General features: G+C 66.4%; 4 protein-coding genes. 2 read left to right on the top strand and 2 right to left on the bottom strand.

Annotation, left to right across the window (positions count from 1 at the left end; all coding sequences use genetic code 11):
* Positions 1-41: 41 nt before the first annotated feature.
* Both CWR53_RS18470 and norR read right to left on the bottom strand, forming a co-directional pair.
* Positions 42-18,494, bottom strand: coding sequence for a BapA/Bap/LapF family large adhesin (locus CWR53_RS18470; protein WP_100852203.1), 18,453 nt, complete (start codon positions 18,492-18,494; stop codon positions 42-44).
* Between the two features lie 187 nt (positions 18,495-18,681).
* Positions 18,682-20,235, bottom strand: coding sequence for a nitric oxide reductase transcriptional regulator NorR (norR, locus tag CWR53_RS18465; protein ID WP_058606010.1), 1,554 nt, complete (start codon positions 20,233-20,235; stop codon positions 18,682-18,684).
* Positions 20,236-20,389: 154 nt separating this feature from the next.
* Between norR and hmpA the strand changes: the two genes are divergently transcribed.
* The gene (gene hmpA, locus CWR53_RS18460; RefSeq protein WP_100852202.1) at positions 20,390-21,568 is read left to right on the top strand and encodes an NO-inducible flavohemoprotein; all 1,179 of its coding nucleotides are present in this window, start codon (positions 20,390-20,392) and stop codon (positions 21,566-21,568) included.
* Between the two features lie 383 nt (positions 21,569-21,951).
* Positions 21,952-22,458 carry a disulfide bond formation protein B gene (locus tag CWR53_RS18455; protein WP_100852201.1) on the top strand — a complete coding sequence of 169 codons (507 nt, stop codon included), beginning with the start codon at positions 21,952-21,954 and terminating at the stop codon, positions 22,456-22,458.
* Positions 22,459-22,761: the final 303 nt, after the last annotated feature.

Raw genomic sequence — 22,761 nt, 5'->3', positions numbered from 1 at the left:
TCCTTGCCGCCGGGGGTGTACCCGGCGGGTTTGCAGCGGCCTCAGACCACATGGATACCGCTTTGCACCCACAAGTGGTGACTCGGATCCTCCTGGGCCGTGTATTGGTTATAGTCGATACCGTCGGCAGTTTGGTTCCCCACCTTGCTCCAGGTGTCGGTCATGTGAACCGAGTCACTTTCGTCCCCCTTGATGATCAGCGTGTCGCTGGCGCTGTCGGTGACCGCCACCACATCGGCCAGGGTCAATGTCAGGGTCACTGCGCTGGTGTCGTTGAGGTCGATGGTTTCGATCTCGTGCACCCGCCCGACCAGGTTGCCCAGGTCGATGCTGGCATCGCCGCCATTCCAGAGCAGGGTGTCGCTCCCGTTTGCTCCGTTGATGCTGGCAAAGGCCTGGTCGCTGATGACCAGGGTATCGTTGCCCGCGCCCCCCTCAAGCGTGACCGCGCTACCGGTGCTGGCCACCAGCGTGTCATTGCCATCGGTGCCGGCGATTACCTCGCTGGCAGCGACTGCGGCGACACTGGCCAGCGCCGCGCCCTCCTCACCGGTGTCCGCCATGATCGCAGCGGTGGCGGCAAAGCCGGTGACCGGGTCGAGGTTGATGGTGAGCGTGGCGGTGTCGGTGGTGCCGTTGGGGTGGGTCAGCTCGTAGGTGAACACTTCCCGTTGCCCGATCACCGACGAACTGAGACCGGCGTCGAGGGTATAGGCGTAGCTGCCGTCGGCCTGTACCACCAAGGTACCGTAATTGCCCTGGACGATGGCCCCGTTGTAGCCCGGAATGGTGAAGGTGTTCGCCGCCGTCAGCACGCTCAGCACCGTCAGGGGCGAGCCCAGGCTGTCGGCGCCCGCGCCGTCGGTCAGCAGGTTGCCGGTAACCGGCGTATAGCTGCCCACCACGAACTCGTTGAGGTGAGTTGCCGTGGCATTGACCGTGGTGGTCAGCGAGCTGAGCAGCCCAATGCCGCCTGCGGTGACCCGCACGTGGTAGGTGCCGGCGCCCTGGTTCTGGAAGGTGTAGCCCGCACCGCCGCCCAGCAGGGTGACCAATGAGCCACCACCCACGGTCTGCACCGTCACGTACTGCCCGGTGGCCGGGTTGAGCTTGAGCAGTTCGAGCGTGGTGCCGTTGAGTAGGGTCAGCAGGTTGGTGGAGTTGAGCACGACCTGTACATCAGCAGTGGTGTTGGCTGCCACGGTGGTGGTGTAGGTGGCCGAGCGGGTACCGAGCACCGGCAAGGACAGCGGTGAGAACGTGGTGGTGCTGCTGGTTTGCAGGTTCACCAGGCTGATGTTGGTGTTGTCGACGTCGTTCACCGCATCCACCACGGTGGCTGGCGCTGCATAGTTGGTGTTGCTCCACACCTCGGTGGCTTGAGGGCTGTCGATGCGCACGTACAGGTTGGCGGTGTCGGACTTGCCGTTCGGATGCACCAGTTGATAGCTGAATACATCCACCTTGCCGACGCTGCTCGGGCTGCCGTTGGGGGTGTAGGTGTAGCTGCCATCGCCCCTGATCACCAGCGTCCCGTACTGGCCCTGCACCGTGGTGGCGCTGCCAGCGGTCACGTAGCTCCCGCCTTTGAGCACCTGCAGGACCGCGTCGCTGTCCGGCCCACGCGCATCGGTAGTGCCATCGATACCCACGTCGGTGACCACGTTGCCGGACGTTGCAGCGCCTGTACCGGTGAACTGGGTCAGGCTGGTGGTATCGACCTGCAACGTGGTGTTGACCGTGGTCAGCAGGCCGATGCCGCCGCTACCCACGGTCAGCCGGTAGTCACCGGCACGCAGCTCGCCGATGTCCACGCGCAGGCCTTGGCCCAGCGGCAGCAATACCAGGTCGAGCAGGCCCTGGCTGTTGCCGGTGGCCAGCGTCACCCAGGCGCCACTGGCATTTTTTACCTGCAAGGTGAAGGTGGCGTTGTCCAGCAAGGCCAAGGCACTGCCCGTGTTGAGCGTCAGCGTCGGGTCCGCCGTTGTCCCTGCGCCCACTGTCCAGGTAAAGGTCTTGCTGAAGCCTGCCAGCAGGGTGCTGAACGAGTCCTGGTAGGTGCGGCTGCTGACGACGGGCGCAAGGTTGACCACCGCAGTGGCCAGGTTGTCGCTGGCGATGACCGGTGCATTGGCGTCCACATCGGGCGCGGTAACGGTGACATTGCCCGACACGTTGCCGCGTGGGTCGCTCAAGGTCACCGACAGCAGCTGGCCATTGTCCTGCGGTGGGTTCAAGGCCACGGTGAAGCTGCCGTTAGGCTGCACGGTACCGGTTTGCAGCACCGTGCCGGTCGCGCTGCGCACGGTGACGGTGGCGCCGGGCTCGCCAGTACCGGTCAGGCTGGTACCGTCGGCATTGACCTGCAGGTTGCCGGCGACCGCTGGCGGAGTGAAGTCCGGCGCCGTCAATGCAGTAGGCGTTGAAGCGTTGCCAGCTGCGTCCGTGAGCGTGACCGACAGCGCCTGGTTGTCGATCTGCGCAGCCGCCAGGCTGACCACGAACAAACCGTTGCTGCCGACCGTGGCAGTGCCCAGCACGGTGCCGGCGCTGTTACGCACCTGCACCGTGCTGCCGACCTGGCCCGAGCCGCTGACGGCGGTGCCGGTGGGGTTGATGGTGGCAAGCGGCGCTGCAGGCGGCGTGGTGTCGGGTGCGAGCACGCTGGCGCTGCCGGACAGGTTACCGGCGGCATCGGTCTGGCGTACTACCAGCAGTTGTCCATCGTTCTGCGGTGAGGTCAGGGCGATGGAGAAGGTGCCATTGGCCTGCACCACACCGGTACCGACCTGGCCACCTGGGCCTTGCACGGTAACGGTAGCGCCTGCTTCACCGTTGCCGGTCAGTACGGTGCCCGCACCGTTGACCACCACGTTGGTCGGCGCAGCAGGTGGTTGGACGTCAGGCGCGGTGAAGGCGGTGTTGCCAGAGGCGTTGCCCGCCGCATCGGTCTGGCTGACGTTCAGCACCTGGCCGTTCAACTGCGGGGCGTTGAGGTTGATGCTGAACTCGCCGGCGGCGTTGACCTGCCCGGTGCCCAGCACCGCATTGCCGGCGCTGCGCACGGTCACTGTCGCGCCCGCTTCGCCGGTGCCGGTCAGTACCAGGCCATTGCTCGACAACGCGACGATGACCGGGTTTGCAGGCGGGGTGATGTCTGCCGCCACCACGAAGGTTGGCTGCGACTCGCCGCCAACCAAGGCAACGGCCGTGACGGTCAGTTGCTGCCCGTTGAGCTGTGCGGTCGTCAGTTGCAGGCTGAACGTACCATTCAACGTGGCGCCGCCGTCACCGATCAAGTTGCCCGCCGCATCGTATACCCGAATGCCCGTTCCCGAAGGCGCATTGCCCGACAAGGTCAGGCCATCGCTGGCCAGCACGACGTTGGTAGGGGGTACCGGAGGAGGTGCCAACGGCGTGACGAAGGTGATGCTGGCAGACGTATTGGCCGCCGCATCGGTCTGGTAGACCACCAGCGACGCCACCGAGCCGGCAGGCGGACTGGTGACGATCTGGAAGGTCCCGGCGTCGCTGACTTCACCGGTACCGATCACCGTCCCGTTTTTGCTGATGGTGACGGTTGCGCCTGGCTCGCCACGGCCTGTGATCACGGTGAAGGTGTTGTCCACCGCCAAGTCTGTAACGGCACCGGGCGGCGAGGTATCCCGGGCCAGCAAGGTGGCCGGGATCGACGCGTTGCCTGCTGCGTCGATGGAGACCACGGTCAGAAGCTGGCCGTTGTTCTGGGCGGGGTTCAAAGTGACAGTGAAGGCACCACCCGCCGCTACCTGGGCGGTGCCGACCTCGACACCGTCCGGCCCGCGCACGCTGATGGTGGTGCCGGCTTCGGCCGTACCCGTGAGGGTCTGGCCGGTGGCATTGAGCACAAGGTCACCCGGCTGCACTGGTGGGGTGAGGTCAGGTGCTTGCAGTTCCACGCCGGGCGATGGGTTGCCGGTGGCATCCTGGGCGATGAGTGTCAGCACTTCACCGTTGATCTGTGCCGGCGTCAGTGCCACCACGAAGCGGCCGTCAGCGGCGACGACCACTTGGCCGACCAAGTCGCCCTGGCTGTTGAGCACCGTCACGCGCGCCCCGACTTCGGCTGTGCCGACCACCTGGGTGCCGCTGCTGTTGATGGTCGCCACCACCGCTTCAGGGGGCGTGATGTCCAGGGCAGTCAGGGTGCTGACCGGCGAGACGTTCTGGGCAGCATCGGTCAGGGTCACCTGCAACCGCTCGCCATTAAGCTGCGGGGTTTGCAGGGCGATGGTGAAGGTGCCTGCGGCGCTCACCACTCCCGTGCCGATCTGCGTCGTGCCCACGAACACCCGCACGGTGGCGCCCACTTCGCCGACGCCACCTAGGGTGTCGCCTGCCGCATTGAGGCGCAACTCGGTCGCTGCTGCTGGCGGCGTCAGGTCGGGCGCCTGCACCGTGACCGCCTCGCTGACGTTGCCAGGTGGGTCGGCCTGCAGCACGGATAGCACCTGGTTATCGATCTGAGCCGGCGACAGGTCCACACGGAAGCTGCCGTCTGCCAGGACCGTGCCCGTGCCCAGCGTCACGCCCGCTGCATCCCTGACGGTTACCGTGGATCCCGGCTCACCCAAGCCGGTGACCACGCTGCCATCGGCGTTGATTGCCACCTGAGTCAATGGCTCTGGTGGGGTGAAGTCAGGCGTTTGCAAGGTGGCGATCGGCGAGACATTACCGGCCGCATCGGCCTGGGTGAAGCTCAGCACCTCGGCATTGGTGAGCGGCGGGTCGAGGGTCAGCGTGAAGTTGCCGCTGGCATCGACGATGGCGCTGCCGATGTCCTCACCCGCTGCGTTGGTGACGGTCACTTCTGCGCCGGCTTCGCCGCGCCCCGTAATGGTGACGCCGTCGCTGGAAACCGCCAGCTCCGCCGGTGCGGTTGGCGGCGTGGTGTCGGGCGCGGTGATGACGCTGGCGCCCGATTGGTTGCCGGCGGCGTCGGTCAGCAGCACCTGAACCTGTTGCCCATTGGCCTGAGGCGCCGTGAGGTTGACCTGGAAGGTGCCATCGACGCGCACGGTGTCGGTACCCAGAACACTGCCGTCGGCAGCGATCACCCGCACGGTGACGCCTGGCTCGCCTGTACCGTTGAGCAGGCTGCCACCGCCAGCGAAGGCCAGGTCCTGTGCAGGTGTTGGCGCGGTGCGGTCCGGTGCGGTAAGGCTGACGCCGTTCGATTCGTTACCGGCCACATCGGCCTGGCTGGCATTGAGCAGCTCGCCGTCCAGTTGTGCCGTCGCCAGCGTGGCGCTGAAGTTGCCAGCGGCATCGACCACGGCAGTGCCGAGTTCGATACCACCCTCGCCGGTGATGGTCACGGTAGCGCCCGGTTCGCCGCGGCCGGTCACGACCAGGCCATCGCCTGACAGCACCAGGCCGGTCAGCGGCAGCGGCGCCGTGGTGTCCGGCGCCTGCAGCGTGGCAGGTAGCGAAACCGCGCCGTCGGTGCCAGTGGCGGCGATCAGAAGCACTTCGCCGTTGGCCTGCGCGCTGCCAAGGTTGACCGTGAAGCTGCCGTCATTGGCCACTGGGCTGCTGCCCAGGAGTTGCCCATTGGTGCCGTACACGTTGACGGTGGTGCCGCTGGCTGCCGTTCCCGATACCGACAGCCCGTCGGCTGCCAGGACCAGGTCTGCCGGGGTTGCCGGTGCCAAGGGCCCAGGGGCGTTGATCGACTGGGCAGGCGATACGTTCTGCGCTGCATCGGCTTGCACCACGCTCAGGGTTTCACCTACCAGTGCCGCAGGGCTCAGGCTGACGTTGAAACGACCGTCGGCTGCGACCAGGGCTGTGCCCAGCAGGCTGCCATCGGCTGCACTGACGCGCACGGTGGCGCCGGCCTCACCGGTGCCCACCAGGCTCGCGCCGTCGGCGGACACGGCCAGGTTACTGACGGCAGCTGGCGGCGTGGTGTCCGCTGCGGTATAGGGCGCAGCGCTCGAGACGTTGCCGGCAGCGTCGGTGGCCGTCACCTGCAAGGCCTGACCGTTGGTCTGGGGGGCATTGAGGGTGACCTGGAAGGTACCGTTGGCAGCGGCGACTGCCGTGCCTAGCACGTTGCCGGCGCTGTCGCGCACGGTCACCGTGCTGCCTGCTTCGGCGCTGCCGGTCATCTGCAGGCCTGAAGGGGCGAGCAGCAAGTCGATCGGCGTGTCGGGGGCCGTGAAGTCCGGCGCAGTCACGGCAACCGCCACCGATGTGTTGTTGCCCGCATCGGTCTGGGTGACGCTCAGGCGCTGCGCGTTGAGCTGGGCGCTGTCCAGGGTCAGGGTGAAGCTGCCATTGGCCGCGACCAGTCCTGTACCGAGGATGGTGCCGTCGACCCCGCGTACGCTGACGGTAGCGCCTGCTTCGCCCAGGCCGGTCAGGGTCAGGCCGTTGTTGTTCAGCACCACGTTGGTCAGGGCGGCCGGGGGTGTGAGGTCTGGCGTGGTGAGGTTGACGGCAACCGCGGTGTTGCCGGCGGCATCGACCTGGGTGACGCCGATGGCTTGGCCATTGGCCTGGGGCGTATCGAACACCACGGTAAAGCGGCCGTCCACACCCACAGTCGCCGTTCCCAGCACGGCGCCGGAGGCGTTGCGCACCTGCACGGTAGCGCCGGGTTCACCGCTGCCAGACAGCTGCCGGCCATCGCTGCTCAACTGCGCGTCGCTCACGGCTGCCGGCGGTGTGCGATCTGGCGTGGCCAGGCTGGCCGGTGCCGACACGTTGCCAGCTGCATCGCTGAGGGTGACCTGCAGCGCGCTACCGGTTGTCTGGGCGCTGGGCAGGGTGATCTGGAACTGGCCACTCTGGTTGACGGTACCGGTGGCCAGTACCGCGCCGCTGGCATCGCGAATCGTCACCAGCGCCCCGGCCTCACCCTGGCCGCTGACGACCGTGGCTGCGTTGTTCAGGCTCAGGTTGTCGGCAGCCAGAGGCGCCTGCAGATCGGGGGCTTGCAAGGTCGCGGCCAATGACACGTTACCGGCCGCGTCCGCCTGGGTCACGATCAGGTTCTGGGCATTGGCCACTGGCGGAACGAAGTTGATCGTGAACAGGCCATTGCTGCCCACGGTCGCGCTGCCCAGGAAGTTGCCCAGGCTATCGCTGACGCGCACGGTGGCGCCCACTTCGCCCTGGCCGGTCAAGGTGCTGCCGATCCGGTCGATGGCCACGTTTGTCGGTGCATCCGGTGGCGTGGTGTCTTCGGCGACCACGGTGGCTGGCACCGAGGGCTGACCGCCTGCGGTCGCTCGCGCGGTGACCTGCAATTTCTGCGCATTGAGCTGGGCATTGAGGAAGAACACGCGGAAGATGCCATCGGTGCCAACCGTCGCCGTGCCCAACGTGGTACCGGCGGATGTCACGGTAATCAAGGTACCGACGGTGCCCTGGCCGGTCAGCAGGAAGCCGTCATCGCTGATCGCAAGGTTGCTTGGGGCCGCGACTTCGTTGCCGGTCGGGCCTTGCAGCTGTACTTCGGTGGACGCGTTGCCGGCCGGGTCGATCACGACCACGTCGACCGTTTCGCCCGTGCTCAGGGGCGGGTCGACCGGGATCACGAAGGTGCCGTCCGGGCCTGCCGTTTCACTGCCGCGCTCGGAGCCATCAGGATTGCGGATGACCACCGTGCTGCCAGGTTCGGCCGTGCCGCCGACCGTGGTGCCATCGGGGCTCACGCTGACATCGGTAGCTGGCAGCGGATCGGTGTTGTCCGGTGCTGTCACGCTGATCGGCGCAGACGCATTGCCAGTCGGGTCGGTGACCACGACGGTGACCGTCTCGCCATTGTTTTGCGGGGTGGGCAGCGTCACGCTGAAGCCGCCGTCGGCGTCTACCGGGACAGTGACTTCAGCACCGGCACTGTCGCGTACCGTGACGGTCTGGGCGCCAGGTGCGTTGCCGGTGATGGTGGTGCCGTCTTCGCTGACCACAACGCCAGTGGGTTGCGCAGGTGGGGTGATGTCCGGCGCGGTGACCTGACCGGGCAACGAAACGTTGCCGGCACCGTCGATCAGCACGACGTCCAGCACTTGCCCATCGAGCTGCGCAGGTGACACGGGGACGATGAAATTGCCGCCTTCAGGCACCACGACGCTGCCCAGCACGGTGCCGTCAGCGGCACGTACTTCTGCCGTGGCGCCAGGTTCGCCAACGCCCTGGATGGCAGTGCCGCCCGGGGTGATGACCAGACCCGTGGCGGTTGACGGTGGAGTGCTGTCGTCAGCCGTGAGCGTGGTTGGAGGTGACAGGTTGCCCTGTGCGTCGATGAGGATTACCGACAGCACTTCACCATTGGTTTGTGCGGGGGTGAGAGGGACTTCGAAGTTGCCATCGACCCCTACTTCGACGCTGCCCAGCACATTGCCGGCGACATCGCGGACCTCGACAGTGGTCCCGGCCTCACCTTGGCCGCTCAGTACATTCCCTGCGCCATTGAGCGTGAGGCCAACAGCCGCCACAGGCGGTTCGAGGTCAGGCGCCGTCAAGGTGCCAGGCACGGAGGCGTTGCCGGCGGGGTCGGTTTGGGTGATCGACAGCGCCTGGCCACCGAGTTGCGCCGGTACCAGGGTAACGCTGAAGTTGCCGTCGGCTTGGACCTCGGCAGTGCCCAGCACGATGCCGGCGACGCCGGTCACCGTGACTTGTGCGCCGGGCTCGCCCGTGCCCGTGACGACGGTGCCATCAGCGGACACCAGCAGGGTGCCGGGTATGGCAGGCGGTTCATTGTCTGGTGCAGTCAGGTCGACGGCCTGGGACAGGTTGCCGGCGGCATCGCGCTGTTCGATGCTCAGCACCTGGCCATTGGTCTGCGCGGGGTCGAGCGTGACCGAGAATGCGCCGTTGTCGCCCACTTGGGCAAAGCCCAACACGGCGCCGTTCGGGCCGCGCACGGTCACCGTGGCGCCGGCTTCGCCAGTGCCACTCACCACGCTGCCTGCGCCGTTGATGACGGCGTCGGCGACCAGTTGGGGTGGCGTGGTATCCGGCGCAGTGAAGGGTACCGGGCCTGCGCTGTTGCCCAGGTTGTCGGTGGCTTCCACGCTCAAGTTTTCGCCGTTGCGCTGGGCAGCGGACAGGGTGACGTCGAAGCGTCCGTCGGCGCCCACGGTTGCGCTGCCCAGCACAGCGCCGCCTGCGTCGCGTACGGTGATGATCGAGCCGACCTGACCTACACCGCTCAGATGGATACCCGCGGTGTCGATAGCCAACGCGGAAGGCTGCAACGGGCCGTCCAGATCGGGCGCCGTGACGGTGGCGCTCGAGGTATTGCCTGCGCCATCGCGCACGGTGACTTCCAGGGTCTGACCATCGGTCTGCGGCGGCGTCAGTTGCACGCTGATGACGCCGTTGGCACCGATCTGAGCCGTGCCGAGCACGTTGCCATCGGCATCGGTGACCTGCACCGTGGCCCCTGCCTCGCCACGTCCGGTCAACACGCTACCGTTGGTGCTCAACTGCAGATCGGTAGGTTCATTGGGGGCCGTGATGTCGGGGGCAACGATTTGCACGGGCAGCGAGGGGTTGCCGTCGCCATCGATGGCGACCACATCCAGGGTTTCGCCGTTGGCCTGGGCCGGTGTGAGGCCCACGGTGAAGCTGCCGTCAGGGTTGGCCTGAACGGTGCCGATGACATTGCCCTGAGCATCGCGCACTTCCACCTGACTGTTGCCAGGGGCTGTGCCGCTGACCGAGGTGCCGTCGCCAGCCACCACGATGTCGGTCGGGCTAGCCGGTACGGGGGCTTGCGAGACGGTGACGTCTATCGCCGTGGAAGCATTGCCGGCTGCATCGGTCTGCACCAGCGTGATGGCCTGGCCGGCCACCAACGGCGCATCGAGGTTGACGACGAAGGTGCCGTTGGCCGCGACGGTGCCCGTGCCGATGACCAGGCCCTCGTCATTGCGCACCTGCACGGTGGCGCCCGGCTCGCCCCTGCCTGCAACGGCAAGGCTTCCCGCACCTGCCTGCACGTTGCTGACCGGTACCGGCGGCGTGATGTCGGGGGCGACATAGCCTAGCGGCACCGAGCTGTTGCCTGCGGCGTCGGTGACGGTCACGGACAGGGCCTGACCGTTGGCCTGCGGCGGGTCGAGTGTGAGGGTAAAGGTGCCGCCGGGCTGGGCGATGGCGCTGCCGATCAGGGTGCCGGCGGCGTCGCGCACTTCAACGCGCGCGCCGGCCTCGGCCGTACCGCTCAAGGTCACGCCGTTTTCCAGCGCCAGGTTGGCCGGTTGCAACGGCGCCACCTGGTCAGGCGCGGCCAGCGAGCTTGGCACGGAGACGTTGCCCGCTGCATCGGTGAGGGTGACCTGGAGCGCCGAGCCGTCGATCACCGGCGTCTGCAACTGCACCACGAAGCTGCCGTCGGCTTGTACTGTGCCGGATGCCAGCAGTTGGCCCTGGTCGTTGCGCACTTGGACAGTGGTGCCGGCTTCGCCGCGCCCGGAAACGGTGGCGCCATTGATGCTGATCACCAGGTCGGTGGCAGGTTGCGGCGGCGTGGTGTCGCCGCCGTTGTCGATCACAGGCGCAGTGACCGAGCCCGGCAATGAGGCATTGCCGGCGGCGTCGGTAGCATTGACCTGCAGCTGCTCGCCGGCCACTTGTGGCGGATTCAGGGTGATGCTGAAGACACCGGTCGCACCCACTACGGCCGAACCCAGCACAGTGACCCCATCAGCGGCCAGCACGCGCACGGTACTGCCAGCTTCGGCGCGCCCCGTGACGATGCTGCCGTCGCCATTGACTTGCAGCTCGCCGGGGATGGCCGGTGGCGTGATGTCCGGCGCCGTCACCTGCACAGGCAGGGAGGCATTTGCGGCGCCATCGATGGCCACCACGTCGAGCAATTCGCCGTTCGCCTGAGCCGGGTTGAGCACGACGGTGAATGTGCCACCGGCGCCTACCACCACACTGCCGACTACGTTGCCATCGGCATCGCGTACCTGCACCTGGCTGCCTGCCGGGGCCGTGCCGCTGATGCTGGTGCCGTCCTCGGCCACCACCAGATCGCTCGGGCTGGCCGGGGCCGGAACCAGAGGAACGTCGAACAGCAGCGGTTCGGACGCATTGCCGCTTGGGTCGGTCTGCACGAGGTTCAGGCGTGCGCCGGGCTGGGCAGGTGGGTTGAGTTCGAGCAGGAAGGTCCCGTTGCCACTCACGATGCCGCTGCCGATTACGCTACCGTTCGCATCGCGCACTTCTACGCGCGCGCCCGCTTCGCCTCGACCGGCCACGGTCAGGCCGGCGTTACCCACCACCACGTTGCTTACCGAAGCCGGCGGCGTGATGTCCGGCGCTTCGAACTGCAGCGGTGTCGAGGTGTTGCCGGCGGCATCTACCAGGCGTACATCGAGCGCTTCGCCGTTGGCCTGCGCGGGTGCTAGGGTGATACTGAAGTTGCCGTTTGCATCGACCAGGCCGGTGCCGATCACGGCCCCATCCGCGGTGCGTACCTGCACTGTTGCGCCAGGCTCGCCGCGACCGGTCAGCGTGACGCCGCCTTCAAGGGCAAGCGCGGTTGGTTGGGCAGGCGCCACCAGGTCGGGGCTGACCACGGTGGCTGGGGTGGAGGCGTTGCCGGCGGCATCGGTGAGCACGACTTGCAGGGTGCTGCCGTCCTTGACCGCAGGGTCCAGGGTGACCTGGAAGGTACCGTCGGCATTGACGGTGCCGCTGGCCAACAGGTTGCCTTGACCATCGCGTACCTGCACGGTGGCGCCAGCCTCGCCGCGCCCATTCAGTTGCGCGCCGGCAAGGTTGATGGCCAGGCCCGTGGCAGGTGCAGGCGGCGTGTTGTCCACGGCGTCGATGTCGGGCGCTGTGACATTGCCCCCAGCAGAGGTGTTGCCCGCCGCGTCGGTGGCCGTGACCTGCAAGACCTCGCCGTCGACCTGCGGCGGGTTCAGCGTGATGCTGAAGCTGCCGGTGGCGCCGACCACTGCACTGCCCAATACCGTGGTGCCATCGGCTGCCAGCACGCGCACAGTGCTGCCTGGCTCGCCACGTCCGCTGAGCACCGTGCCGTCGGCATTGACGGCCAGTTCGCTTGGCGTTGCAGGCGCAGTGATGTCCGGGGCGATGATCTGGGTGGGCAGGGAAGAAAGCCCTGCACCGTCGATCGCGACCACATCGAGCAGTTCGCCGTTGGCCTGCGCGGGTGCCAATTCGACCGAGAAGCTGCCGTCAGGGCCTGCGACTGCGCTGCCCAGCAACGCACCGTCCGCGCCGCGCACTTCTACCCGAGTACCTGCCGGGGCGGTACCGGTCAGGGCGGTACCGTCTTCTGACAGTGCCAGTTCAGCAGGGCTGGCGGGCGGATTGGTCGCTGGCACCGCGAATGTCACGGCGATCGAAGCATTGCCGCTGGGGTCCACCTGGATCAGGCTCAGTTGCTCACCGGGCTGCGCGGCAGGGTCGAGATTGACCAGGAAAGTGCCGTTGGCGGTAACCACGCCGCGACCCAGCAGGTTGCCATCGATGTCACGCACTTCAACCGTGGCACCGGCTTCGCCACGGCCACTGAGTGCGGTACCCCCTGGGCCGACCAGGAGGTTGGTCACGCCTTCGGGTGGCGTGATGTCCGGGGCGTTGAACTGCAGCGGGTCAGACGTGTTACCCGCTGCGTCGACCAGGCGTACGTCCAATGCCTGGCCGTTGGCCTGGGCAGGGGAGAGGGTGACTGTGAACAGGCCGTCGTCGCCAACGATTGCCGAGCCGATCAGGGTACCGGCTGCGGTACGGACCTGCACGGTCGCACCTGCTTCACCGCGGCCAGTCAGGGTCACGCCGCCAGCCAAGGCCAGTTCGGTTGGCTGTACCGGGGCGATCAAGTCAGGGGAGGTAACGGTCGCGGCCTCGGACACGTTGCCAGCGGCATCGGTGAGCGTGACCTGCAGGTCGCTACCGTCTTTGACGGCGGGGTCCAGGTTGACAGTAAAGGTGCCATCGGCGGCCACGGTACCGGTTGCAATCAGGTCACCGGCCGCATTGCGCACTTGGACCGTGGCTCCGGCTTCACCGCGACCACTCAACTGGGTACCCGCCACACCCACTACCAGGTTGGAAGCCGCTTCAGGCGGCGTCGTATCGCCGCCGCCGTCAATGTCCGGCGCGGTGACCGAACTGGCCTGGGATGCATTGCCCGATGCATCGGTGGCAGTGGCTTGCAGCACTTCGCCGTCCACTTGGGCAGGGTTCAGGATGATGCTGAACACGCCGGTGGCGCCGACCACCGCCGAGCCCAGCTCGGTGCCGTCAGCGGCCAGAATGCGCACGGTGCTGCCCGGCTCGGCGCGGCCCGTGACCACGCTGCCGTCGGCGCTCACCGCCAGCTCTGCGGGAGCGGCGGGAGCCGTGATATCCGGGGCGGTGACCTGGGCGGGCAGTGACGATACATCGTCGGCGATGGCCACCACATCCAGCAGTTCGCCGTTGGCCTGGGCCGGGTTCAGGTCGATGCTGAAGCTGCCGTCGGCATTGGCGATGGCGCTGCCGATCAACGCACCGCTGGCATCGCGCACTTCCACGCGCGAGCCTGCCGGGGCAGTACCGGTAAGCACAGTGCCGTCGGCGTTTACCGCCAGGTTGGCTGGGCTTTCCAGGGCTGGGGTCTGGGGCACTTCGTAGTCGACTGCGGGCGAGGCGTTGCCGCTAGGGTCTGTCTGCACCAGGCTCAGTTGCTCGCCGGGTTGCACGGCGGGGTCGAGGTTGACCAGGAAGGTGCCGTTGGCAGTGACCACCGCGCTGCCCAGCAGGGTCCCGTTCGCATCGCGCACCTCGACCGTTGCACCTGGCTCGCCTCGGCCACCGATGACGGTACCGCCAGGGCCGACCAGTACATTGGTGACCGCTTCTGGCGGAGTGATGTCAGGGGCGTCGAACTGCAAGGGCGCCGAGGCGTTACCTGCCGCATCGACCAGGCGTACGTCCAGTGCCTGGCCGTTGGCCTGGGCAGGGGAGAGGGTGATGCTGAAGGCGCCGTCTGCGCCCACGGTGCCTGTGCCGATCACGGTGCCGGCGGCATCGCGCACTTGCACGGTAGCACCCGGCTCACCGCGGCCGGTGAAGGTGACGCCATCGGCCAGGGCGAGGTCGGTGGGTTGCGCAGGCCCCACGAGGTCTGGCGACGCCACGCTGGCGGCTGGCGATGTGTTGCCTGCCGCGTCGGTCAGGGTGACTTGGAGGCTGCTGCCGTCCTTGACGGCGGGGTCCAGGCTGACGGTGAAGGTGCCATCGGCCCCGACGGTGCCCGTGGCGAGCAGGTTGCCTGCGGCGTCGCGCACTTGCACGGTGGTGCCGGCTTCGCCGCGGCCAGCCAGTTGACTGCCTGCTAGTCCGATGACCAGATCCACGGGCGCGTCTGGCGGTGTGACGTCACCACCGCCATCGATGTCCGGTGCTGTGACTGCACTGGCTTGGGATACGTTGCCCGATGCATCGGTGGCAGTGGCTTGCAGCACTTCGCCGTCCACTTGGGCAGGGTTCAGGGTGATGCTGAACACGCCGGTGGCGCCGACTACCGCCGAGCCCAGCTCGGTGCCGTCAGCGGCCAGAATGCGCACGGTGCTGCCCGGCTCGGCGCGGCCCGTGACCACGGTGCCGTCGGCGCTCACCGCCAGCTCTGCAGGGGCGGCAGGGGCCGTGATATCGGGGGCGGTGACCTGGGCGGGCAGTGACGATACATCGTCGGCGATGGCCACCACATCCAGCAGTTCGCCGTTGGCCTGGGCCGGGTTCAGGTCGATGCTGAAGCTGCCGTCGGCATTGGCGATGGCGCTGCCGATCAACGCACCGCTGGCATCGCGCACTTCCACGCGCGAGCCTGCCGGGGCAGTACCGGTAAGCACAGTGCCGTCGGCGTTTACCGCCAGGTTGGCTGGGCTTTCCAGGGCTGGGGTCTGGGGCACTTCGTAGTCGACTGCGGGCGAGGCGTTGCCGCTAGGGTCTGTCTGCACCAGGCTCAGTTGCTCGCCGGGTTGCACGGCGGGGTCGAGGTTGACCAGGAAGGTGCCGTTGGCAGTGACCACCGCGCTGCCCAGCAGGGTCCCGTTCGCATCGCGCACCTCGACCGTCGCACCCGGCTCGCCTCGGCCACCGATGACGGTACCGCCAGGGCCGACCAGTACATTGGTGACCGCTTCTGGCGGAGTGATGTCAGGGGCGTCGAACTGCAAGGGCGCCGAGGCATTGCCTGCCGCATCGACCAGGCGTACGTCCAATGCCTGGCCGTTGGCCTGGGCAGGGGAGAGGGTGATGCTGAAGGCGCCGTCTGCGCCCACGGTGCCTGTGCCGATCACGGTGCCGGCGGCATCGCGCACTTGTACGGTAGCGCCTGGCTCACCGCGGCCGGTGAAGGTGACGCCATCGGCCAGGGCCAGGTCGGTGGGTTGCGCAGGCCCCACGAGATCTGGCGACGCCACGCTGGCGGCTGGCGAAGTGTTACCTGCCGCGTCGGTCAGGGTGACTTGTAAACTGCTGCCGTCCTTGACGGCGGGGTCCAGGCTGACGGTGAAGGTCCCATCGGCACCGACGGTGCCTGTGGCGAGCAGGTTGCCTGCCGCGTCGCGCACTTGCACGGTGGTGCCGGCTTCGCCGCGGCCGGTCAGTTGACTGCCTGCTAGCCCGATGACCAGGTCCACGGGCGCGTCTGGCGGTGTGACGTCACCACCGCCATCGATGTCCGGTGCTGTGACTGCACTGGCTTGGGATACGTTGCCCGATGCATCGGTGGCAGTGGCTTGCAGTACTTCGCCATCCACTTGGGCAGGGTTCAGGGTGATGCTGAACACGCCGGTGGCGCCGACGACTGCCGAGCCCAACTCAGTGCCATCAGCGGCCAGAATGCGCACGGTGCTGCCCGGCTCGGCGCGACCCGTGACCACGGTGCCATCGGCGCTCACTGCCAGCTCTGCGGGAGCGGCGGGGGCCGTAATATCGGGGGCGGTGACCTGGGCGGGCAGTGACGATACATCGTCGGCGATGGCCACCACATCCAGCAGTTCGCCGTTGGCCTGGGCCGGGTTCAGGTCGATGCTGAAGCTGCCGTCGGCATTGGCGATGGTGCTGCCGATCAACGCACCGCTGGCATCGCGCACTTCGACGCGCGAGCCTGCCGGGGCAGTACCGGTGAGCACGGTGCCGTCGGCGTTTACCGCCAGGTTGGCTGGGCTTTCCAGGGCTGGGGTCAGGGGCACTTCGTAGTCGACTGCGGGCGAGGCGTTGCCGCTAGGGTCTGTCTGCACCAGGCTCAGTTGCTCGCCGGGTTGCACGGCGGGGTCGAGGTTGACCAGGAAGGTGCCGTTGGCAGTGACCACCGCGCTGCCCAGCAGGGTACCGTTCGCATCGCGCACCTCGACCGTTGCACCTGGCTCGCCTCGGCCACCGATGACGGTACCGCCAGGGCCGACCAGCACATTGGTGACCGCTTCTGGCGGAGTGATGTCAGGGGCGTCGAACTGCAAGGGCGCCGAGGTATTGCCTGCCCCATCGACCAGGCGTACGTCCAGTGCCTGGCCGTTGGCCTGGGCAGGGGAGAGGATGATGCTGAAGGCGCCGTCTGCGCCCACGGTGCCTGTGCCGATCACGGTGCCGGCGGCATCGCGCACTTGTACGGTAGCGCCTGGCTCACCGCGGCCGGTGAAGGTGATGCCATCGGCCAGGGCCAGGTCGGTGGGTTGCGCAGGCCCCACGAGATCTGGCGATGCCACGCTGGCGGCCGGCGAAGTGTTGCCTGCCGCGTCGGTCAGGGTGACTTGGAGGCTGCTGCCGTCCTTGACGGCGGGGTCCAGGCTGACGGTGAAGGTCCCATCGGCACCGACGGTGCCTGTGGCGAGCAGGTTACCTGCCGCGTCGCGCACTTGCACGGTGGTGCCGGCTTCGCCGCGGCCGCTCAACTGTGTGCCGGCCAGGCCGACCACCAGGTCCACAGGTGCATCCGGCGGTGTGGTGTCACCGCCATCGACCAAGGGCGCGGTGATGTTGGCTGCCGGCGACGTATTGCCTGCTGCGTCGGTGGCGCTCACCGCCAAGGCCTGGCCAGTGGTCTGCGGGGGTTGCAGTGTGATGCTGAACAGGCCGTCGGCGCCCGCGATGGCGGTGCCCAGCAACGCACCGCCAGGGCCGCGTACCGAAACGGTAGACCCAGGCTCGGCCCGCCCGGTCAGGGTGGCCCCTTGGGCATCGACGGCCAGGTTGGTCGGTGCGAGCGGCGCCGTGAGGTCTGGCGCAACGACGGCACCCGGTGCAGAGACGTTGCCAGCGGCGTCGGTCAGGGTGACTTGCAGGTTCTGGCTATCAAGCTGCGCCGGTGTGAGCACCACCTCGAAGGCTCCATTGGCCCCCACCACGCCGCTGCCGATCACATTGCCGGCAGGGTCGCGAACGTTGACCGTGGTGCCGGGTTCGCCGCGGCCCGACAGGCGCGTGCCATCAGCGGAGACAACGAGCGCCACGGGCGCATCAGGAGCGGTGGTGTCGGTGCCATCGACCACTGGAGCCACAATACCAGCTGCGGCGGACGTGTTGCCCGCTGCATCCTCGGCCGTGACCTGCAACGCCTGGCCCGCCGTCTGTGCCGGTTGCAGGGTAACGCTGAACAAGCCGTCCGCCCCAGCCGTGGCCGAGCCCAGCAGCACGCCGTCAGCCCCTCTGACCGACACCGTGGAACCGGGCTCGGCGCGGCCTGTGAGCGTTGTACCCTGAGCGTCGATGGCAAGTTCGGTCGGCGCCAGCGGAGCGGTCGCATCCGGCGCGGTCACGGTGCCCGGTGCAGACACATTGCCGGCTGCATCGGTCAAGGTCACCTGCAGGTTTTCGTTGTTGATCTGGGGGGCGTTGAGCGCAATATCGAAGCTGCCATCGGCCCCGACCGTACCGGTACCGAGCAGGTTGCCAGCGGCATCGCGAATGTTCACGATCGCACCCGCTTCACCGCGCCCCGACAGGCGCAGGCCATCCGGGGAGACCAGCAGGTCGATGGGGGTTGCCGGTGCCGTGGTGTCAGGTACTGCACCGCCACCGCCGCCGCCGCCGCCACTACCGCCGCCCACCGCCGCCGCGCCGCCGCCCACGCCGAGCAATCCCAAGCCTGCGATGGCCCACGTCGGCATCGCGTCGCCCGCCGTACCGATGCCTGCAACCAGTTCGTCCAGAGAAGCCACTTCGTTGAAGGTGAAGCCGGTGAAAGCCTGAGCATCGTATTCGGCTTGCCAGAGGGTGCCGTCTTCGCCGACGAACACCATGTCGCTGCCGACGCCTGCCTGGTTCACCGCGAAGAAATTACCGATGGTGACCTTTTCGCCGGACTTGAGCGTGACGATCAAATCCTGCCCGCGTTGCGTGACGGTGGCGACCTGGTCGGGCGCGACGGGCATCTGCACGACGCCTGGGCCATTGAGAGTGATATTGCCCCAGGCATTCTGGGTGGCGACGGCGGACTGCTTATCGGCGACGACGATGTTTTCCATGAAGTGCTCCCTGCTGGTCGACTGATCCCCCCCCGGCCTGAATGCGGCCGGCATTGCTGCACCAGGTCCTCTGGAACGCGATGCGGCAGCCTCGACCGGTCAGTCGAGGCGTGGGCGTTTAGGAGATATAGCAGCCGTGTTCAGACCAACCAGAGGCTTTCTGGGTTAATCCTTTTGTGAGGCATCCCTAGCGAATGCCCAGCCGCCGGGCCAAGCGGCTGAGGTTCGCGCGGTCGAGTTCGAGCACTCTTGCGGTGGCTGCCCAGTTGCCCTGATGTTGATCCAGGCAGGCCTGAATCAACTGGCGTTGGTAGGTGTCCAGCGCTTGGCGCAGGCCTCCAGCACCCAGTTCCGGCACCGCCGTTTCATGGGCGGGGGCGAGCTGTGCAGGCAGCGAAGCAAGTGGCTGAAGATCCAGGTCGGCAGCGGTCAAGGACAAAATCCTGGGACGTACCGTTTGTCGGCCCAACGCCTTGAGCGCCGAGCGGCCGATCAGATGCTCCAGTTCACGCACGTTGCCCGGCCAGTCGTAGGACAGAAGTGCAGCCTGGGTGTCCGCGTCCAGACGTAGGCTGCTCAAGCCCAGGCGTGAGCGATTCTGTTCGAGGAAGTAGCCCGCCAGAAGTAGCACGTCGCGTGCTCGTTCCCGCAGAGGGGGGACATGCAGGGGATATACGCTCAGGCGGTGGTAGAAATCGGCACGCAATCGCCCGCTGCGCACCTCGGCGGCCAAATCGCGGTTGGTGGCGGCGATCAGGCGCACGTCGACGTGGTGTTCGCGGTCCGAGCCCAGCCGCTGCAACTGCCCGCTTTGCAACACGCGCAGCAGCTTGGCTTGTACGGCTAGCGGCAACTCGCCGACCTCGTCGAGAAACAGCGTGCCCCCATTGGCCAGTTCGAACTTGCCTCGGCGCTCTGCATGGGCGCCGGTGAAGGCTCCGCGCACGTGGCCGAACAGCTCGCTTTCCACCAGCGTGTCGGGCAGCGCTGCGCAGTTCAGGCTGATCAACGGCTTGTGGGCGCGGCTGCTCGCCTGGTGCAGGGCTTGGGCTACCAACTCCTTGCCCACCCCGGTCTCGCCGGTGATCAGCACGGTGAGGTCGCTGCTGCCCACCAATCGGATTTCCTCCAGCATGCGCTTGTGGGCCGGGCTCTGGCCGATCAGCTCTCGGTCCTGACCACTGGCCTGGCGATACACCTCTGCTCGCTGATGCTCGTTTTCTGCGCGCAGGGCCAGGCGTTCGATCCGCTCGGCCACGGTCACGGTGGCAGCGGCCAGGCTGGCAAAGGCTTGCAAGGCGTCGAGCTCCAGGCTCTGAAACTGGCCGGGCGTCAGGGCATCGAGGGTGACCAGCCCCCACGGGCGCTCATCGACCATCAAGGGGCAACCCATGCAGTCGTGAACCTCAAGGTCCACGTCCGGCGTATTGACCAGGCCATCGTAGGGGTCCGGCAGCTCGGAGTCGCTGGCAAAGCGGGTAGGGGAGGGGCTGCTCAACAGAATCTGAAAACGTGGGTGCTCACTGACCTTGAAGCGACGGCCAACGGTATCTGGGCTCAGGCCGTCCACGGCCAAGGGCACTAGCCATTGGCCATCGAGCCGGAGCAAGGCGGCAGCGTCACAGGGCAGCAGACTGCGCATGGCTTGCAGTAAACGGCGATAGCGCTCCTGATCGGGCAGGTCGCGGGACAGGTCGCTGACCAGTGGCAGCAAGGCGGTAAGCAATGGCTTGGTAGTCATAGGGACTCCTGTGTGTCTAATTGACTATAAGCCATCGTGTGTCATTTCGACATGCTAGGGCTTGAAGGCCCCGAATTTGCAGGGCCCTGGACTTGGCACGAATGGTGAAATGACCCAGGCATCATTCGAAGCCCATGGCTCAGGAGTTGCTGCAATGCTCAATGCCGAACAACGTGCGATCATCAAGGCCACCGTTCCATTGCTGGAAACCGGCGGCGAGACACTGACCACTCATTTCTACCAAATGATGCTCAACGAGTACCCCGAGGTACGTCCACTGTTCAACCAGGCGCACCAAGCCAGCGGTGACCAGCCACGTGCCTTGGCCAATGGCGTGCTGATGTATGCCCGTCACATCGACCAGCTCGAACAGTTGGGCGGTCTGGTGGGCCAGATCATCAACAAGCATGTGGCGTTGCAGATCCTGCCCGAGCATTACCCGATCGTTGGCCGCTGCTTGTTGCGTGCCATCGAGGAAGTATTGGGCAAGGACATTGCCACGACCGAGGTGATCAACGCCTGGGGCGCAGCCTATGGCCAGTTGGCAGACATTCTCATCAATGCTGAAGAAAGCCTATACAAGCAAAAAGAAGAGGCCGACGGCGGATGGCGAGGGACCCGCGAGTTCCGACTGGCGCGGCGGGTAGAGGAAAGCCGCGAAATCGTCTCTTTCTACTTCGCCCCAGTGGACGGCAAGCCAGTGCTCAAGGCCGAACCTGGGCAGTACATCGGCCTGAGGCTGATGATCGATGGTGTAGAGCATCGTCGCAACTATTCGCTTTCTGCGTTGTGCGACGGTGGTGAATATCGGATCAGCGTCAAACGCGAATCGGGTGGCACGGTCTCCAACTACCTGCATGACCACCTGATGGTAGGTGACACCCTCCAATTGTTCCCACCAGCCGGTGATTTCACACTGGCCGCCAGTGACAAGCCGTTGGTGCTGATCAGCGGGGGCGTGGGCATAACGCCTACCCTGGCCATGCTAGAGGCGGCCTTGCCGACCGGCCGGCCGGTGCACTTCATTCACTGCGCGCGCAACGGGCAGGTGCATGCGTTTCGCGAGTGGCTCGACACCCAGGCAGCGCAGCACCCGCAACTCAAGCGTTTCTACTGCTACGCCGAAGCGGATGATGCCGCCCACGCCAATGCCGTGGGCTTGCTGGACCAGCATCTGCTGGGCGAGTGGCTCCCTCGTGAACGCGACGTGGACGTCTACTTCCTCGGGCCGAAGCCCTTCATGGCCGCGGTCAAACGTCAGCTTCTGGCCCTGGGCGTACCCGAGCGGCAGACCCGCTACGAGTTCTTCGGGCCGGCCGCGGCGTTGGTGTAAGGGCCTTAGTGCCTAGTGACTATATATATAAAGAAGCGTAACGGCTACGCCGAAGGTCGGCCGTCAGGGGCTGCATAGCAGCCCCTTGCTGTGTTGGCGAAACCCGCCAGGGCGATGCTTGCCTGATGCGTTAATCCTGCATTAACCCAGCTGCCATTCACTCCTGCTGAACGACAAGCAGGCGGCAACTGCGGCCTGTCCGGCAGCTTCAATTTTTGCTGCCCCCTCGTTGAACCGTTCTGCCAACGCCCGGTCTGAGCCACACCCCATTGTCGCCAGGAGTATCTATCCGTGAAAGGCGGGGCGCCCAGGCCACCGGCGTCTGTGTAGAATTGCGCCAAACTGGCGGACTACGCTGCGACTATCCATCCAAGGAACCGGCAATGAATGATCAAACATCGCGCCTGAATCGGGAACGGCGCTTTCTGGTACTGTTGGGCCTGATCTGCGTTTCGCTGATCGGTGGCGCTCTCTACATGCAGGTGGTGCTGGGCGAAGCGCCATGCCCGTTGTGCATTCTTCAGCGCTATGCGCTCCTGTTCATCGCCGTCTTCGCATTCCTGGCTGCAGCCATGCCCGGGCGACGCAGCCTGACCTTCTTCGAGGCACTGGTGGTGATCAGCGCCATTGGCGGAATCATTGCAGCCGGCAACCATGTGTATATACTCGCCAACCCCATGGTCAGTTGTGGCATCGATACCCTGCAGCCCATCGTCGATGACTTGCCCTTGGCCAAGGTCTGGCCGCTGGCGTTTCAGGTGGATGGTTTCTGCAGCACGCCTTACCCACCGGTGCTGGGCCTTTCACTGGCGCAATGGGCATTGATCGCCTTCGTCCTGACGGCGTTGCTGGTGCCACTTGGCATCTACCGCAACCGTCGCCGTCCTTAGACAAAAGTCCCTGAATACGACAAGGTTTTCGCGGGCTCCATCGAGGTACGAAAACCCCTGGCAAGTTGATCCAGATCAAGCTGTAGCCCTTGCTGGATGCGGGTTACAGGGCTATAGCCAGGGGTGCGACAAAGTGTCGCGAAGTTGAATTTTTTGGCGCTATTGTTACAGAACCTGTAAAGGACTGTTGCTCAATAAGTCATAGTCAAGGGTTGGCGACCTATCTACAATCGCCCCCAATTTCCGTTCGGCACTGCTTGCAAGTCGCAGGATTGAAGGAAGCCCCAGCGCTCCTTTTTGCTG

This window comes from Pseudomonas sp. SGAir0191 (assembly GCF_002812565.2).
In the GTDB taxonomy this organism is placed as follows: Bacteria; Pseudomonadota; Gammaproteobacteria; order Pseudomonadales; family Pseudomonadaceae; genus Aquipseudomonas; species Aquipseudomonas parafulva_B.
This window is presented reverse-complemented; position numbering and strand designations above follow the sequence as displayed.